The sequence below is a fragment of the Flavobacterium sp. GQ95 genome (assembly GCF_059758655.1).
Genome location: NZ_JCAXEB010000026.1, coordinates 1 through 18,450, shown reverse-complemented (window position 1 = coordinate 18,450; position 18,450 = coordinate 1). Strand labels below are relative to the sequence as shown.

General features: G+C 28.4%; 11 protein-coding genes and 1 pseudogene. 6 read left to right on the top strand and 6 right to left on the bottom strand.

Annotated features, from left to right (window positions below; translation table 11 throughout):
* Positions 1 to 27: 27 nt before the first annotated feature.
* The 4 genes from AC6CH4_RS25295 to AC6CH4_RS25280 form a co-directional block, all read right to left on the bottom strand.
* The gene (locus tag AC6CH4_RS25295) at positions 28 to 1,278 is read right to left on the bottom strand and encodes a BamA/TamA family outer membrane protein (protein WP_498107994.1); all 1,251 of its coding nucleotides are present in this window, start codon (positions 1,276 to 1,278) and stop codon (positions 28 to 30) included.
* Positions 1,279 to 2,838: 1,560 nt separating this feature from the next.
* Positions 2,839 to 3,078: a hypothetical protein gene (locus AC6CH4_RS25290; RefSeq protein ID WP_498107992.1), complete on the bottom strand. Its 240-nt coding sequence runs from the start codon at positions 3,076 to 3,078 to the stop codon at positions 2,839 to 2,841.
* A 1,178-nt stretch (positions 3,079 to 4,256) separates the two neighbouring features.
* Positions 4,257 to 4,853, bottom strand: coding sequence for a porin family protein (locus AC6CH4_RS25285; protein ID WP_498107990.1), 597 nt, complete (start codon positions 4,851 to 4,853; stop codon positions 4,257 to 4,259).
* Between the two features lie 127 nt (positions 4,854 to 4,980).
* Positions 4,981 to 6,057, bottom strand: coding sequence for a hypothetical protein (locus AC6CH4_RS25280; protein WP_498107988.1), 1,077 nt, complete (start codon positions 6,055 to 6,057; stop codon positions 4,981 to 4,983).
* A 1,980-nt stretch (positions 6,058 to 8,037) separates the two neighbouring features.
* On the opposite strand from AC6CH4_RS25280, the gene AC6CH4_RS25275 reads away from it, so the two are divergent.
* From AC6CH4_RS25275 to AC6CH4_RS25250, 6 genes and pseudogenes are all read left to right on the top strand, one after another.
* On the top strand, positions 8,038 to 8,661 hold the full coding sequence (locus AC6CH4_RS25275; protein WP_498107986.1) for a DUF4136 domain-containing protein: 624 nt from the start codon (positions 8,038 to 8,040) through the stop codon (positions 8,659 to 8,661).
* Between the two features lie 1,142 nt (positions 8,662 to 9,803).
* A complete protein-coding gene (locus AC6CH4_RS25270; protein ID WP_498107984.1) occupies positions 9,804 to 10,208 on the top strand; it encodes a hypothetical protein in 405 nt (134 codons plus the stop codon).
* Positions 10,209 to 10,807: 599 nt separating this feature from the next.
* Positions 10,808 to 11,563, top strand: coding sequence for a DUF2490 domain-containing protein (locus AC6CH4_RS25265; protein WP_498107982.1), 756 nt, complete (start codon positions 10,808 to 10,810; stop codon positions 11,561 to 11,563).
* Positions 11,564 to 11,567: 4 nt separating this feature from the next.
* Positions 11,568 to 12,377: a carbonic anhydrase gene (locus AC6CH4_RS25260; RefSeq protein ID WP_498107980.1), complete on the top strand. Its 810-nt coding sequence runs from the start codon at positions 11,568 to 11,570 to the stop codon at positions 12,375 to 12,377.
* Positions 12,378 to 12,703: 326 nt separating this feature from the next.
* Positions 12,704 to 13,307 (top strand): annotated as a pseudogene (locus AC6CH4_RS25255) (IS1 family transposase); the annotation flags it as partial.
* 1,468 nt (positions 13,308 to 14,775) lie between these two features.
* Positions 14,776 to 16,044 carry a GEVED domain-containing protein gene (locus tag AC6CH4_RS25250; protein ID WP_498107978.1) on the top strand — a complete coding sequence of 423 codons (1,269 nt, stop codon included), beginning with the start codon at positions 14,776 to 14,778 and terminating at the stop codon, positions 16,042 to 16,044.
* Between the two features lie 847 nt (positions 16,045 to 16,891).
* On the opposite strand, the gene AC6CH4_RS25245 is transcribed toward AC6CH4_RS25250, so the two are convergent.
* A complete protein-coding gene (locus tag AC6CH4_RS25245; RefSeq protein ID WP_498107976.1) occupies positions 16,892 to 17,020 on the bottom strand; it encodes a hypothetical protein in 129 nt (42 codons plus the stop codon).
* 644 nt (positions 17,021 to 17,664) lie between these two features.
* A complete protein-coding gene (locus AC6CH4_RS25240; protein WP_498107974.1) occupies positions 17,665 to 18,162 on the bottom strand; it encodes a hypothetical protein in 498 nt (165 codons plus the stop codon).
* Between the last annotated feature and the right edge of the window lie 288 nt (positions 18,163 to 18,450).

The following is an 18,450-nucleotide window of genomic DNA, read 5'->3' as shown; positions in this document are numbered from 1 at the left end:
ATTTATTACTAAAAATTATCACAATCTTTAAAATGTTTCTCCAGCATTCAGATAGAATCCTTTTGAATTCCGGCCCCACGCATAATCAATTACCAGATTGGTACGGGTAGCTTTATCGATTAAAATTCTTAAACCAATTCCAACCGCTGGCTGGATGTATTCAAAAAGCTTTACATCAATATCATTGCTACTTGCTGTTATAAAATTGGTAAATATAGTTCCGCTCAATAATTGATTGCAGGTGATTGGAAACCTAAATTCCGAAGAAAAATAAATCATATTACTTCCTCTAAAAAGCCCTTGTGTGTATCCTTCCCCACTTCGGCTTCGTTGATCCCAGCCTAGTGCCGGTAAGTTCAAATAGGGTACTTTCCCACCAGTAACAAATTGTCCATACGCCCAAATGCCTAAAATATAACTATCATTTTTCACACTAAGTGGAATAAATCTTCTATATTCTGTATAAAGAACCTGACTCGTCTTCTGATTATTAAACAAGTCAGGATTAAACCTGAAATTAAGATTAGCAAAGGTGCCTTTTCTTGCATTAACTTGATTGTCACGAGAGTCATAAACCAAATTTAAACTAACTCCGTTTACAAAATATTCCAAATCGTCGAATCCGTTTTTTTGGCTATACTGATAATGATAAGTATATTGTCCATTTTCTAAATCCAGATTCTTATCCTTTATGGAAGAATACCAATCTATATCAATTCCTGCTCCAACATAAAAATTTTCCTTAACTTGCCATGACATAGACTGGTGAAACTTGAAATAATTGTAATCCATTGGCTGTTGGATACTTTCCAGAGCAAAATCAGGATTTTCTCTTTCAGCCGGTATAATATTGGTTCCTAGCCCATAATTTGCTTGCGAAAAAAGATAAAGGCGATAATCACCATTGAGATATATTCTGTTATTTTTTAACAAAACACTATTCTTAGCATTTATCAACAACTGTTTTTTTGTAGTATACGTCATCCCCAAGTTCACAATTGAATATTTATCTTTAAGCTGTTTTCCTTTAAAAGTATATTGTGCAACACCTCCAAATACAAATCCTGTTGCAGGCTGTGACCCAATAACAGGTATTACCAAAAAAAAACTGTTTTTAACTGGTTTAACAACCAAAATTGAGTCCTTTTTCTTAAAAAGTTCGAACAATGTCATATGCTCGCACTTATCTCCTGAAACCTCGGTTTGAGCTTGTATTCCCAAATAAGAAAGCATCATTATACTCACAGGACAAATATGTTTGAATAGTTTAATTCTCATTATTTTCTTTATAAGAAATGAAATTGATAATTTTAAATTCTTAATCACTGTGGTTTATCTTTCCAAGGGATTAAATCCAATTTTCAGTTTTTGTCTCAATATCTAGTTATTTTGTTTTCGTTAAAATGTGCCGAAGTGCTACCAACTTTAGCTAAAATATAATTGTTTCAAATCCTCAACTTGTTTAGATAATTGTGAAAATAATGAGAACTAAACCAACAGAACAATAGAAAATTATTAACCAATCTTTTATTTATATTAATAATTTTGATAAAAATTGTAGTAAGACTAAATAAAAATTATTTAACACTCATACTGATGAAAAAAAACAATTTTATTCTTACATAAAGATTATTAATCAAATTAAAAACATATTAGATCGCAAACATTTTTATCAAACTTTTAACACGTAATTAATTATATTTAAACTTTCAAACAAGTTTTATATCCGTAGTTAATATTGAAAATCCAAAGAAATACCATAAAGCAATCAAAAAAAGAAAATACACTACTTGCATATACACATGTAACTTAATTTTTAATTTAATGTTAATTCTCAATCCCTTATGTTCAAATTTTTCTTTACATGAGTAGTACGATAAACAAATCGAGTGATAACTTATATCAAAACATCAATCAAACCTAAAACATAAGTTAAAACTCACAAATGAAAATTAAAAAAAGGGAGACTGATCTGCTTGATTATTTTATTTTTATCAAAATATAGCAATAACTCAAAACTCACTGTACTACGACCAATGGTTAATCTGGATAAGAATAAAATTTACTCCAAGACTCTAAAAAAATAACAAACTTCTAACCTTTTTAAAAAAGTTACTTCAAATAGATCAAAAAGAAGATTTAAAAATATAAGCTAATTAAACATCATATCTTCATTAAAGTGCCTACAGGACATCAAAAATTTAATACAATACTTCAAAATAGAGCTAAGTATTTAAAATGAAAAAATATAAAATTAGAATTCACATTTAAAAAGAGGTAAATGTTTTTATCTGAAGAGCGATTATGTAAAAGACGTGGAAATGATATAAAACGAAAACCAAAGCGGATAAAATTTTATGCATTAGATTTTAATTGGCACTTTAGGCACATCCTTTAATTTAAAGAAGCCAATTTGTATTATAAGTTACATGAAATCAATGATTGCAAACGATTAGAACAAAAAGAAAACAATAGACTTATTCAACTAGCTATTTTATCTTTAGATTCTTTTCAAAAAAGTAATCAGGAATCACTATTGACTCTTCTACTAAAAAAAAAAATAGTGCTAAAAAAACAATTCTATAAATTTAAAAGAACAAATATTCAGTAAAAAAAACCTTCAACAACGCTAATAATTTTCTTTCTTTTGAATTCATATATCTTAGCAATTTTAAGAGATTTAACATATCACAACCAGACAAACATCAATCTGTTTTAATTGGTCGTTTCCCTATAAAAATGGATCTTCTTATAAAATAGCACTTTATAGGTATTGGCTTTAATATTTTTTGCTTTCTACACGATGTTTTAAATTTACTTAAATCATAAAATATTGCTTCATACCCTGCCTATATAAATTATTATTCCTTTATTCCATTCTATATTTCCATGTAAATCTTCGACAATAATATAATCAAAAAAGTCCCGTAAATTATTATTCTGCTCTTCTTTCTTTATTGCATATAACATACTTTCTACTGGATTATCTATTTCTAAAAGAGAAGTACCTATTTTTAATTCATCAAAAAGAAAATCACACTCATGAAAACAATAGTATCCCGAACTGCTAAAAACCATTTTTATAATCTTTGCTTTTCATAAAAAGCTTATTTATATATGCACTATTTTTAAACAAGCAAAAAAGCACCTGTAATATAATCATGTCAGCTATTTACTATATCATAAGTATTTAAAATTTCTTCTGTCATAAAATTTCTGATTGAACCAAACTATACTAAGGTCACCAATTCCCAAAAGCGATAACCTTTAACTATTTTAGAAAACAAATAACCATAGGCAAATTTAAAATCATACATTATATGAATAATAAATACTAACTGCAAAACCTACCTATCAGATGCAGACCTTTTTATTTCACGAAGTATTTTATGTATAATTTTTACATTGTCAGGTTTATTCTCAATATTATCTGTAACTATATAAAAATCTTTAGTAACATTAAAAGAGCATTAATGCAGGAAATACAAAAAATACCAAGGGTGTTTCTCATGCCAACAAATTATAATTACAATAGAACTCAACGCTATTTTTTAAATTCGATATTCTTTTTACATATAACTAAAATTACTTTATTATTTAAAATTTGCTATTAGAAGATTATTGACACTACAATTAATAATCGCTTTCGAAAAATATTTTGTATCCTAAATCTCAGTTTTACAAAAAAACTCTTTTCACACAATTATAAATCCTAAAACATTTCAATTCAAAGAATAAATCCACAAAAAAAATATGGATCTTCTAATAATGCTAAGTCGATAACAAGTAGACTACTTTAAAAAAGTTCACAAGTGTAGATGTATCTAATATTTAATTAGTATGTTTTAAGCAATTTAAATCAATCTCTAAGAATTATGAAAACAAAAAAAACAAAATTTAAATTTAAATATGCATGGCAGTTTCGTGGTCACTGAAATATATAATTAAAAAATACATCTAAACAAAAACTGTGCTTATACGAAATAAAAAGTATAAATCTAATGACAACGACTTAACTCTCATGCTTAAACTTTCTATTTAAACTCAAAAAAACAGAATTAAAAACACATATCTATAAAAATTGCAAATCTTGCTTTAGCCTAATAGTAAAAAGAAATCAAGAAGTGGTGCAAATATTTATTCTCCATTGCGGATCATCCAATTTTATTCTACAAAGCGCAATATTGATTGTTACTCCAATATCAAATAGTTATTTTTTGGACCAGGTGATTCTTCTTCAGGTAAAATATCACGGTTTAATTTGGTTTTTTTCCGGCTGCTTTTCCACGGCCAATAGGCAGTCCGGCTGTTACATACAAAGATCTGTTGAATTGTTCAGGGCCGTCTCCCTTCATTACCGGAACTAATCCATAATAATATTGTACCGTCATATTCAACCCGTTTCCAACATTCATATGATAGCCTGCACCAAAGGCAATACCAGCATCAATTACGTGTATTTGATCTCTGATATTGTGTTTGTAAACTACTTCAGCGCCATCATATTCTTTTCGAAATTTATCAAATGCTTTGGCTAATAGTCCTAATTGCGGACCAGTTTTTAAATAGATATTATTCTTGAATTGATGTTTAATCAAAATCGGCACATTAAAATAACGAATTTCACGATCAACACTACCTCCGACAAAGGTATTATCCAGATTTGCATCGCTCAAAGAATACACTGGTATATTGTGAGCTCCCATTGGTGATTTTACAATTACACCGGTATTAATCATCCAGGCTGGATTTTTTTTAAATCGGATATCAAAATAAAATCCAAGATTAAAACCAACTTCGCTGCCTGAAGCTTCCGTATTTGAAATCGTCGAAAAATTGACACCACCATCCAAACCAAACTCTAAAAAAGAAGAGTTAAGCTTATCTCCAAAAAGCAGGGAAACTAAAACTTGTGATTGCGCTGATGTAATACAAAAGAAAGTGATAACTAATACTATTTTTTTTTCATGAGATTATGCATTAAAGTCCAAAACGATACTGAAGACCTCCTAAAACTTGTGTCCTGCTTCCTAAAAAACCAACTTCTGCCCGAAGCATAATATGTTTATTGTATTGAAATTGAGTGCCAATTAGGAAATTCCACATGTCTTTAGGTCTTTTTTGCAGCGAATATTGTACTGATGAAGAATCCGCAGTACTTAAAGCGCCATCCATGGCTGTCAATATATTTCCGGCACTTTCGAGGGCTTTATTGGCGGTATTGTGTTTTGTGACATTGGAAGGATTTTTTTGCTCTGCTGGCGTTAAACCACTCCACCAGGCAGCTACCTTAATCTGATTTTTATCTACTTTTGCAAGACCGTCATCAACTTTTTGCTGTAAACCATCCAAATCAAAAATGTCTGAAAACGGAATATTCCCATCTGTGTCTCCAGAAATATGGACTCTAAAAGCACCAACCCACACTGCAATATTTTGATCCGGTTTATTAAATTTAAAAGTTTTACCTAACCTTGGCCCAAAAATATAAGAGAAAGCCGGCTTATCCAGAGAACTGATGTCAGTCCAGGACATATTCATATCAAGCGCAAACCAACAACCTCCAATACCAATGGTTGGTGTCATACCAATTCCGAAAGTTGTAGCGTCAAAATTAGCTTTGGTACTAAAACTGGCTATTTGCGACCAATTATTATCAGCATCCGGAATCCATATTCCGGCATTAATCTTCGTAGATGTATTTGCTTTCCCAAAAATACCGTAGACATTCAAAAAAGGAAGAAGCCAAATATCAGGTCTAATGGTTAGGGCACCTGCCTCAGCAGAAGACTTATCGAAGCGTACAATTTCATCTAGATTATATTGGAGGCCATGATTAAAACCCACTTGTAACTCACTTATCACAATTTCAGAATCTTGCCAAAAGTAATTTATCGAAAGCCCCGCAGAATAAGGCAATTTATATCCTTTCTGAGCAACTTTTTCTCCCCAGATTGGTAAAGCAAATGGATATTTTTCTATTCTAAGACTATCTTTAAATTTTTCGTTTTTTTTGCCAACTATTTTATCAGTATATACTTGACCAAAAATATTCATACTAAAAAATAATAAGAAAGATGCTATTAATGTATTATATTTCATTGCTAGTAGTTACTACAAATTGATGTAAAATGATTTGATTCTTAATGTTATTTATTACTTTAGAAGCTTATTACTGTTAAACAGTCGTTGCTTCCTAATAATTTTGCTAAAATTCTAGTTTTTAAATCCTAGAAAAGATTTAGCATAATTATCAATTCTGAGCTAGTCGCATAATTTTAAAAAATAATGTTCCTGTTTTTCTTGCATTTTCTAAAAACATACTAGGACGATCTTTACTCATTTTGTTTTGGAGTTTCTAATTTAATGTTTGAATAAAATCTATTGAATGCTTTTGATAATTAAACCTTCTATCTCCAAATACAAGCTATTAAACATTTGTTGTTTTATAGTTTCAAAAAATAAAAAGTAAGAGATATTAAAATCGAGTATATTTTAAATGTGGTAAACTAATCTTCCAGAATTTAATTAACCAAAACTAAACAAGAAATCATCTAAAACTAAAAAAAATAATACACATTTATACTCAAGCAAGAAGCATATAGTCCAACATTCTTATTTACAGTTTTTTACAATACCAGCAAATAAATTAATTTTATATTTAAGCACCCTAGCCAATGCTTCTACGGAGGTGAATTTCAAAAACATTCTTTTTATTATTATAGTTTTGTAATGTCCAATGTACTAATAAACATATGGCAGTAAGTAAGTAAGTAAGTAAGTAAGTAAGTAAGTAAGTGATAGAATTCTTCAAAACCGTTAAACGAAGTATGAGCAGAAAAAATGACACCAGGCAATACAGTAATATAGATTTTTTTTTAAGATACTCAAAAATAGCTGGTTTAGAGATAAGCTTAAACAAAGAACAAATGAGATTGAAATATCGAAATTTGATACAGTCGGAAGAAAGCGTAACATATTTTACTTTTCAATACAAGACTATCGAAGAATTTTGAAACCAAAAAAAATCGAAAAATGTAATATAATCTTTTAATACACTTTTGTATACATGTCCTTAATTTACACAACCTAAATAATGATAACAAATTTAGATCATAAAAGAAGTGTAGTTGGTATCCTCTTTTAACAAACTAAACGTTATTTTCAACTTTAATACTCATGTAAAGACAAAGTATCTCATGATTAAAAAAAAAAAAGATAAAATTTTTCTTTACAGGTATAAAATTGAATAGGAACTTCTTAATTAAACTTCCACATGTTCCTTAAATATTTGTTCTGTTTTAAATAAGCTATAAATTTAAAAATGGTATTTTAAATTTGCTTTCTTAAAAGATACTCATATCTGTGCATCTTTTTTACATTCCAACAATTACTAATATAACATTTTGTATTCTTACAATAAAATTATGTAACGTAATGCTATTACAGATGAATATATACCTCCAATCTTCTGGATTAGAGTTTTTACCATTTCTTCATTTTATTCAGTTAAATATTTCCATTAGAAATGGACTAACGGGCAAGCATCTTATAAATTGTCTTGCGAAAGTTCTGTTTCCAAACCGGTCAATACCATTGTCACACCTCACGAATTATATCACTTCACATTCTTAAGTATCTAATATCATCATGATTCTTCCTAATTTTTTCATTTTGAAAATAATTCTATGAAAGCCAGATTAAAGAGAAATAATTTAGCTGTAATCCTAATAACATAGAGCTATAAATTTTAATTGTTCTCTCGTCGTTTTTAATTCATATTTTTTTCTAATACTCAACTTTTGCGAAAATACCAACATAAAACAATTAGTACATTTTATTCTACTACACGTGTATAACTGCGTACTTTTTTTAAGGAATTAATAATGCATATATGGGTATTTTTGCACCATATAAGTTTATATAATAAATTTTGGGATTAGCTTTCTAAATTCTGATAAGAATGTCCACTAACAGGCATCTTTTTTTAGCATTAATTTAATGACTACCAAAAATCAATTAATTTAACATTTGTATATGAAAAAATACTTAATTTTCTCAATTGTCATTCTGGCACTTTTTAATTGCGGCAGTAACACTTCTATTGTTACAAGTTGGAGGGATCCAAAAATAACAGTAGCTCAAGAACATTTTAAAAAAGTTTTGGTTGTAGCTTTATTAAAAGATGAAGCAGCCAGAAGAACAACGGAAGACAGAATTGCAACTAGCAATTCTATATTTAAAACTTCTTATCAATACTTAAACAAAAACACCATCCAACTATCTCACGAGCAAAAATTAGAAATTTTAAAAAATGAAAAATTTGATGGAGTTATAAGTATGCGCTTAGTTAGTAAAGAAAAAGAAACAAATTATGTTCCCGGAACAAATACAGGAATGTATTACGGAGGTATTAATGGTATGTATGGATTTGGAAATTGGTACGGTATGTATTCTCCAAATTTCTACGACCCTGGTTATTATCAAGAAACCATATCTTATATGGTAGAAACTAATGTTTTTTCACTAAAAGAAAACAAACTAATTTGGACAGGGACAACAAAATCTGAGTATGTGACTGATTTAGGCCAAACAGTTGATGCAATTATGCAAGTTGTTGTTGACGAAATGAAAAAAGACGGTTCCATACCTCCGATGTAAATGTTACAATCAAATATATTTATTAAATAAAAATCGTTTTAGGTTTTAATATGTTAACTAAGCGAAATAAAAAGCAAAATTAGTTTCTTTCTCAAATAGCATTAATAAATATTATAGATTTAGTTAATACTATGCAAATCAAAATTATTTACAATGATTCCAAAAAACCAACATTTTTATTATCATAATTTTAATGACTCTTACTTCATTTTTCTTAGAAAAAAAATCTTCCTCTATGAAAAATCAGAAAAAAATGGCCACTTTATCAATATTTCCCTATACTACCAAAAACGTATAAAACAATCAAGAATTCGCAGTTTTTTTCATCTAAAGCAATTTTTCAATTGTTGTAAAAACATTCAAAAATTCTATCGAAAAATCCTTGTACATTCCCGTGTTTATAAAATATAATCAATATAGAACCTTAATACATCATTAATACCTTATACTATTAATTTTCTTAAGTGGTAAACATTCATATATTTACATTCAAACTAAATTGATTCTCATAATATTTTATTATTTCTTTTAAAAACCTAGTTATTGAAGTACTCATTATGCGAGCTTACTCCGTTTAAAATACCGTATATGTTTTGTTCAAATAAAAAACACATACACGTGTATAGATGTGTGGATTCATTCTCACTTTTCACTGATTCTTTCTTTTTCTTTGTTCCATTAATATTAACTATAAAGTTTTTAGAATTACATACAGGCATTTACATTTAACTTATGCATTCAAAGTAATAATTACTGTTTAGAATCGATTTTTACCTTTGCTAAAAAATAACTTCAAGGTTAATATCTATAAAACAATACAAAATAATTAAAGAAAGTGTATTTTCTTAAGTATACAAATGATATTCGATGCAACTTATTTATTATATATTCGGTTAAGTTTTTCAAAGTGAAAAATTATTTTTACAATTGAACTAAAACATTAAGAATGTCAAAATCTAGAAGTGCTGACAAAATCACTGATAATGTTTTTTTAAACAATTAAGAAAACTTCACAAATTAGCATTCAAGATTCTAAAATATTAGTTCGTGATCAATAGTATTGAAAAAATTAACTAATAACCAAAATATGCCTCATAAAAAAACATTCATAATAAAAAATAGCACCTTAAAATAATCCGATTATGAAAAAAATAATTTTCATTTTGTTTAGCCCTTTTATTATAGCTTACATGCAAGAACTAAAAGAAATAGACGATATAAATTCATCAGACCTTATTATTAATACATGGGTTTGGGAAAAGTCAATTGGAGGGCCGAGAAACCCATATTTAGCTAACACAAATAGTATTGGTTTCAGAAAAAAAATAAGTTTTACTTCCGATGGAAGGGTTATCACTTATAAAAATGGTGTTGAAATTAGAAATAGTTCTTATCGAATAGAAAAAAGCATTGGATTTATTGATCATTTAGAACATGACCTTGTTACTTTTGAAGGTAGAACTTACCTTATAGAAAAGCTTGATTCTAAAACTTTAGTTATTGTGACTAATGATGAAGATTTAGTACGAAGTTTTTATAAAATTTAGTCTTTAAATAGTATCAAATAAATCATAGATGTAATTGCAAGGAATTACTAATAAATATTTATTTAAGAGTGTAAAAAACTTGTCTTATCTACAGCTAAATTTTCAATCCTAATTCGTTGCAAAGAAAAGCGAATAATAGAATGATCAACAAAAAACTAAATATAAGCTAAAATTAATTAAACTGAAAAGTTTTAAAAGCAAATAACATTTACTGTATTAGTTCTAACTTTTAAAAGTTGATATGCTAAAAATTTCTAAAATAATTAAAGAGAAGAAACTTCAATATTTTTTCCTCTTAAATTAAAAACACCAATTTATTCTAAAAATTGACTAAAGCTATACCAAAATTTGCCAGCAATACAGAAAAATTGGTTTGACTATTGAAATAGAAATTTAATTATCTTATTAAGAGCTTATCGATAAAGATTCTATTTAAACAACACATGAATTTCTGCTATAAAATGTTTTTTTAGATTATAATAGTCATTTTCCCTTTAATCATAAAAGAAATGATTTCTAACAAGATAAAAAATCATATGTAATAATATTGCATTAAATTTTGTTGATTATTAAGATTTAGTTAACTAAATAAAAATAAATTGAGAAGAAATATTTATAAAATAAAATCATATATAAGCATGATTGCTTTCTTTTTATCTGGGACCATTTTTGGACAAGAAAGCCAAACTTACAAACAATCAGGCGGTTGGATTACTGGAGATGTAACAATTCCTCTTAAAGGAAAATTCTCTGCAGAAGCTGAAGTTCATCTTAGGAGAATAGATTTTTTAACTGAATGGCAACAAATAATTTTCAGACCAGGAATTCATTATAAATTAAATGAAAGTGTTGATTTTGCAGTTGGATACTCATACATTAGAAATTATTCATATTCTGATTATAGCATTCCAATTGATGCAAATGAGAATAATGTATGGGAGCAAGTAACATTAAATCATAGTAGTGGTATAGTAAAGTTTTATCATCGATTTAGATTTGAGCAACGTTTTGTCGATAATATTATTACAACTCCAGATGGAACAGCTTACGAAAGAGATGGAAATAATTTTGATCATAGATTTAGATATAGATTTACGACTATAATTCCTCTATTCAAATTAAGCGAAAATCTTTTAGTTTCAAGCAAATTTTTTGATGAAATTTGGATAAATGAAAAAGAAAAAGGACTTGCCCCTACCAGCTTAAATCAAAATTGGTTATATCTAGGAGTAGATTTTCCTGTGGCAAAAAAAATGACGTTAGGAGTAGGCTATTTAAATGTTTACACGGCACTCAAAGAGAATAATTATGAAAATAACAATATTTTATACATAACCATCCAATATAAATTCTAAAAAAATGAAAAATACAATAGTATATTTCTTTGTTATACTAAGTTTAATTATGTTGATTACTTGTAAAGATAGAAGTAAAGAAAATGAAACTTTGACAAAAGCTTCAGATACTACTAAAATTAAAAAGACAGAAAAAAAACATTGGAAATATGAAGGAGAAACTGGTCCAGAACATTGGTGTGAAATAGATCAAAATGATTGTGGGGGTCAAGCACAGTCTCCAGTAGATATTGTTGAAACTATAAAAGATAAAAAACTACAGCCAATTGATTTTCAATATGCTGAAGGTACCAAGATAAATGATGTCGCAAATAATGGGCATTCAATTCAGTTTGATTTTGAAAAAGGAGATTACATCATGTTGAATGGAGATAAATATGAATTAAAACAATTTCACTTTCATGAACCTGCTGAGCATACAATTAAAGGTGTTAGATATCCTCTTGCTATTCATTTGGTTCATAAAAATAAACAAGGAAAAATTCTAGTTATAGCTGTTATGGCACAAGAAGGTAACGAAAATAATAATGCTTTTATTTTCCTTGAAAAATATTTGCCCGTTAAAGAAAATGAGACTAAAAAAATTGATAACAATTTTAACATAAATAAGTTTTTTCCTCAAAACAAGTCATATTACACTTATATGGGCTCGTTGACGACACCTCCCTGTACAGAAGGAGTTCAGTGGTTTATAATTAAAATGCCAATTAATGTATCTATAAAAATGATTACTGAATTAAGAAAATTAATGCCAAAAAATAATTTCAGAAATGTACAAGAATTAAATGGAAGAATAATTAAAGAATCTTTATAGTGTAAATTATTTCATTAAAAAGGTTTAAAAACGCTTTTGTTATACCGTAGTCTATCCAACTAGGTCATGATAAGAAAATTTAATTTCTACTAAAACAAAATGCATAAAGAATTGATTTCAATCGAATAGAAGTGGTAATATACAAATGTGTTGATAAGTAATTAGTTCATTTAAAATTGGCAGAAAACCAACTATTTATAGTATTATCGTAGTCAAAAACGAAACAAGCTTTGGGTTGTTTTTTGAGATGTAGCTTTAAATTGAATAAAATGATTTTAAGTAGGCTTCATGTTGCAGATGTATTGATGAATTTATATGCATGAGAAAAATATAGCAAAACAAAATCAGGTAATCAAAGATATATTTGTAAACTGTGTAAAAAAACGAGAGTTAAAAATTATACTTATCAAACTCATAAGCCAGATATAAACAAAAATATTATTCAGTTCTTCAAAGAAGGTTTAGAGATAAGAAACACTTTGAGAATATTAAAAATTTCAACCACAATATTGTCAAAAAGAATTGTATCAATTGCTGAAACTATCAATCAGCCAACTATCATTAAGGGAAAAACTTATCAAGTAGATGAGATGTGCATTATATTAAGACACAAACAAAATTTTATCTGGCTGGTTTATGCTTGAAAAAGAATTCTAAAAATGTTGTGAGCTTTAATGTTGGCAAACGAACTAATAAAACATTAAACCGTGTTCTGGATACTTTAAAATTATCAGTGGCTAAAAAATATTTACCGACAGACTAAAAAACTTCAGGTATTTGATTGATGAGAAATTGCATTCTGTAAAACGTTTTGGCACTAAATTATATTGAAAGAAAAAACTTGACTTTGAGGACTCATCTTAAAGACTAAATAGAAGAACAATATGTTATAGTAAAAGTTTGGTAGTTTTGATTTATTTTTGGATTTGAGCTTAAATGCATTTGTTTTTAAGTTTGACCTAACGGGACTCAACTATGTTAAAAATATAGTGATACGACTGCGCAGTGCAAGTATGTTAAATATATTTAATCCGCATACCGCAGGTAGACACACCTATTATGCAAACAAAAAGTCTTCTGGTTTCTTTTGCTTTTTGAGTTATATCTTTATCGGTTTCAGAGGCTATAACGTTCTCAGAGAGATGATTTTGAATCATCATCAAAGATATGGCATTTCCTTAAGAGTTGATGAGAATATTAATCTAAGATCTACAATTGTTCCTGTAATTCCTCTAGAAAAGATTTCGTAAATTCCCAATACTTTGTGGGCATGGTACATGACCAATACTTTGAACTGCACAAAGAAATCTATTTATAATCCCAAGCTGAAAGAGCCAGTTTATGCATCTTTGGGAGATTTGATTTGCGGTCTTTCAGAGTTTTTAACTTTTATTTTGTAGATCAATACAATTTCAGATACAGTCTTCGAGTTTTGATTTAAAGTTCCATAATTTCTATATTTTATTAATTATGGAACAGTCACCGGGAATCGTCTAACAAGCGCAAAAAGCAACTAAATAAAGCAGGATTTTTTCCTGCATTTATAGGGGATTTTTTGAAAGCGCCCCCAAGCGATACCCAAACTTTGTGACAAAATTAAATAAGATATTACGCCCGTATCAGCTCCTAGATACTACAATAGCTTTTGAGAACCTGCCTCGAAATAACAGATAAAATTAGCCAAAGACATAATTGAGAGCATACTTATCATCTCTTGAATTGAATTGATTTCCCAAACGTCCATAAAGGGGGCTTGGTGTCAACTCTGCTGGATCTGAATTTGTTTTGATAATAAATATTTCAGTCCTGCATCGTATTCAAAATCATCTTTGTATAACACTAGAAATTCTTATATTCAACTTTGTCTGAAAAAATATAGCCTCCTACAAATTCAGTGAAAATTTATCTTCTTGAACGTAACATTTAATGATAATAAATAATATATGGAACAAAAGCTTTAATTTTTTTTTGCATTAATTAATAAAGTTTGGTACTATGTTTTCTACTCAACACTAATACGTTCCAGTTTTTTTCTAATTACATCAAGTGAAAGAAATTTATCGTTCAGACTGTATTTTGAATCTTTTTAAAGTGGTTACGAATTACAAAATGAAATAAATTTTGATAGTTCTTTAGTTAGATAGTATTGTTGATATCCTAATCCGATCTAATTTTACACCCCATTGCATTTTTATTGAAAAGCATTGTAAATCCCAAAAGAAATCCTAAGATTTCCACATTCATTTCAATATATTTTTTTTAATGCCAATCCTTTAAAAATTGGATCAAATACATTAATCGATACTTAGTTTATTGTAGTCTGTTTTTGTTATATAAATGACTTATTCAGGGCTACTTTAAAGTGTTGATTGCTTTTTTTTGCATAAAAACTTTATATATGAAAAAAATTTATGCCCTTTTAGGAGTTGTCATTATGATGTCTTCTTGCTCAGACGAAACAAAAACATCGCCGGTTGGAGATGCAACTTCAATGAAAAATTATGATTGCGAATTCAACGATGATAATATCGATAATCGCGAAGTACTAACCCCAAAACTTAACAAATTAACTTCTTCAGTAGATTTGATTGACAATCTGGATAGTGACATGGATGGTATGAGTGATTATGCAGAAGATCATATTATAGGCCTGGACAAAAATAATGCAAGTGATGCCAAAAGACTTGATGCCTGGGATGAGATTACCATAATAGGAGATGATCGAACAGAAAAGCTTAAAATTCCTTTTTACAAGACAAGTTACTATCAAAATAATTTCTGCAACCTGCCAGAGCCAACTTACAGAAGAGATCAACTTGATCAGAGAGAGATAGACTTATTAGGGGACACTTATACAAAATGGCTAAAAATATTAAGAACTCCCGAATTTCAGCAGTATATTTTAACAAAACCGGCAGGTGAAGTACTCGGAAGAGAATTTATAGAGAAAGCAAGAAATCATAAAAAAGGTGTTGAATTCAGAAGTGAACCAAGTATGCAAGGAGCTGTGGGGACATCAAACAGATGGAATTATATAAGTATTTCACATTGGGCCATGTCTCCTGGATACACAAATTATTTAGGAGGTGTTCCACACGAATTTATACACCACATAAATTATGGACATGAGCATGATTATGCTTATGGAGGTGGATACAAAGCTCATGAAATGTTTAATCAAAAAAAATACCAATATGATGTATTTGACCTGGAACAAAAAAAATTATATCGTAATGCCCCGACAGAATCAAAGTGGAATAACACAAATGGATATATAGTTCTGCATTTTGCAGAATTTCTTGATCTGAATTATGTAATAACCAAAGCAAATTGGTCTACTAATTCATTAAATTTTGACAAGGAAGTTCATTTTTTAAGAGGCCACTCGTATACATTAAAGATTTGCACACTTAATGCCCAAAGAGCCTCTTTATGGATTGATTTTAATGATGATGCACAATTTACTGATGATGAAAGGGTGCTTGTTAATGCGTACTGCAATGGTGGATGGGGAGACACTAGACTAAATTTCACGATACCTTCCAATGTAAAAACAGGAAAGCACTACATGAGAATTAATTCAAGTTTTCACACACACAATCCATCAGCTTATGGCCCAAATAACAGCGGATCATCGTTTAATTTTAGTGTTGTAAGTATAAATTAAACAAGATATTTTGATTCAGACTTAATTAAGATCTAGGGGCACTACCACAACAAAGTTAATTGCCCACGAAACTGACTCATGAAGCTATTTTAATGTCTGAATTTATATTTTTAATCTAAATGACTTATGGATTTTTGTAAAAATAACTTTGATTAGGTTATTAATTCTACCGTTTGATTTATGATATTCTCTTTTTAAAGCGCCCAATATGTAGTCACTTGGGCGCTTTTTAATGATATATTGCCCAGATAGTACAGAACTATCACGACTTATTGGAGGATTAAAAGAATTTAAATAAAATCTAACTTTCTGGTTCAAAGTTCTTATCGCCCACTAAAATCAATCTTAAAATGGTGATTGATAAAAACTTAGAATTTTAAAGCTAACTTACCATTGAATCAAATTCCTCTTTTTTACAAGCGTACTCTAACTAATAATTAATTATTCCGAAATATCTAATGCTACATTACATATGATGATTCACAATCATCCTTCAGGAAAAACCTCACAGCTTCTGAAGCCGATAAACAGATAACTCGAAAAGTAAAAGAATCCTGAAGACTTCTTTATATCACATTACTGGATTCGTTAATTATAACTACTGAATCCTATTACTCCTTTGATAAAAGAGGCGCTTTATAAGCGCCTCTTTTATCAAAATAATATTGTACGATTCGTGAAAATCACATTAAACAGATAAGGTTTACTGACAAATCTTATCCAATTGTTTCAATAAAATCTTTATTTAAATAAATATTTTCCTTTGAATTCACTTTTGAATAAATATCTAAAAAAATAGCCACAGATTTCATGAATTAAAGTATCTCTAAATTGATATAACAATCTTTCAATAAGCCTTCAAATCTTCAGTTACAATATCAGCTGTTCCTCGCATTTCCTGTTTGAAAGGAATTATTTTTTTATACGAAATTTTTAATCCTCCAGACAATAAGACATTAACTAAAAAGATTGCCATCCTTATCAGGAGTTATGGAAATAGTTTCTATTTTGCCCTTTAAAATACTAAATTCTCTATCAGAAAAATTAGTCAATTAATATTGACTGTTTCACCGATCTTTATTTTTCCTGAATTCAAAGCGAGGGCCTTAACTTTTCCAATACAGCCATTCTCTTTACTCGGAAAAATTTGCAAAAGAACTCTCTATTTCTCCTACCTGCGCTCCGTTTAATTTTGAAAAGGAAAATTACTTTTCCCAATATTTATGGTGTCTAAAATACTTTTTAACAAAAAAGATCAGGGATCTATTCGAATTTTCTAAAATAGCGAGTATCGTAGGTAATATTAGTTTAATCTTGCACTTAAACCAAGACTGCAATAACAAATTAAGCTATAATAATGGAATACCGCTTTAAACTGAACATAGCACAACACATTAAGAAAGCCACTCGCCTGGAGTATAACCTTTTTTAATTTTTAGTAATCAAACTATTTTATAAAAACACTTAAACTAAATTATAGAATATAAATAATATCATGAAAAAAGTTAAATATAAAAAGTATGAATAGGATATATGACTACTAAAATTAGTTATAGATTTTTCTGTTTTTATGATCAACCAAATAAGGTCCTAAAAATATCTTTTGACACTATACAAAATTTATTTCGCCTGCATAATAGCATTTAAATTTTTCTTAAAAGTAATTTTGTTTTTTTCTGATAAAGCATAAATAACATCTTTATCAGCATGAACAATAACTTTGTCAATATTAGCTTCTAAAAGTGCTTTTGGGTCTTTAATTTTCAACGTACAGGCACCATCAAAAAAACCATCATCTTCAATTGTTCGCTTAGATTCAATAATTGTACCATCACTCAAAATCGCCGATATAGTCATAGCATTATTTAAGGTCTTAGAATAAAAGCCGTCCATTACCAACAATAATCGAAAAGAATTTTTCAATTCTGCACCTTTAAACTCATAACGTGTAATATTATAACGCAAGCCTTTAGCTAAAGTTTGAAATTTTACAGAGCAATCCAATTCAAAAATTCCTACATCACCAGCTTCATTAACAGATTTCAATACTTGAGCTGTTTGCGACTTTACATTTATACCAACTATCAAAAAGGCTAAAATTAAAATTGTTTTTTTCATATTTACTTTTATTTTAGAATTACTATTAGATTAACTTGACTTCTTATATTTCTGGAATAATTATGTTGACATAAACAGAATAATTCATCATGATTAATCTTAATATGATTATTTGTACTCTCACAAACTTTTTGACAAGACAAATATTTTTTTCTGTTCCATAAAATTTATTTAAACAATTTTCCTTAAAGTGGAATTAAATTTAAAATATTGTCTTCATAATAAAGATTAACTATTATTTATACTTTTAATTGTAGTAAAAAAGGGTTCAACTTTTTAAATTAAAGC

What these genes read in the sequence shown, in the direction of transcription:
- AC6CH4_RS25295 (WP_498107994.1), bottom strand. Translation starts at nt 1,278, where the DNA reads ATGAGAATTAAACTATTCAAACATATTTGTCCTGTGAGTATAATGATG.
- AC6CH4_RS25290 (WP_498107992.1), bottom strand. Translation starts at nt 3,078, where the DNA reads ATGGTTTTTAGCAGTTCGGGATACTATTGTTTTCATGAGTGTGATTTT.
- AC6CH4_RS25280 (WP_498107988.1), bottom strand. Translation starts at nt 6,057, where the DNA reads ATGAATATTTTTGGTCAAGTATATACTGATAAAATAGTTGGCAAAAAA.
- AC6CH4_RS25275 (WP_498107986.1), top strand. Translation starts at nt 8,038, where the DNA reads ATGAAAAAATACTTAATTTTCTCAATTGTCATTCTGGCACTTTTTAAT.
- AC6CH4_RS25270 (WP_498107984.1), top strand. Translation starts at nt 9,804, where the DNA reads ATGAAAAAAATAATTTTCATTTTGTTTAGCCCTTTTATTATAGCTTAC.
- AC6CH4_RS25260 (WP_498107980.1), top strand. Translation starts at nt 11,568, where the DNA reads ATGAAAAATACAATAGTATATTTCTTTGTTATACTAAGTTTAATTATG.
- AC6CH4_RS25250 (WP_498107978.1), top strand. Translation starts at nt 14,776, where the DNA reads ATGAAAAAAATTTATGCCCTTTTAGGAGTTGTCATTATGATGTCTTCT.
- AC6CH4_RS25245 (WP_498107976.1), bottom strand. Translation starts at nt 17,020, where the DNA reads ATGGCAATCTTTTTAGTTAATGTCTTATTGTCTGGAGGATTAAAAATT.
- AC6CH4_RS25240 (WP_498107974.1), bottom strand. Translation starts at nt 18,162, where the DNA reads ATGAAAAAAACAATTTTAATTTTAGCCTTTTTGATAGTTGGTATAAAT.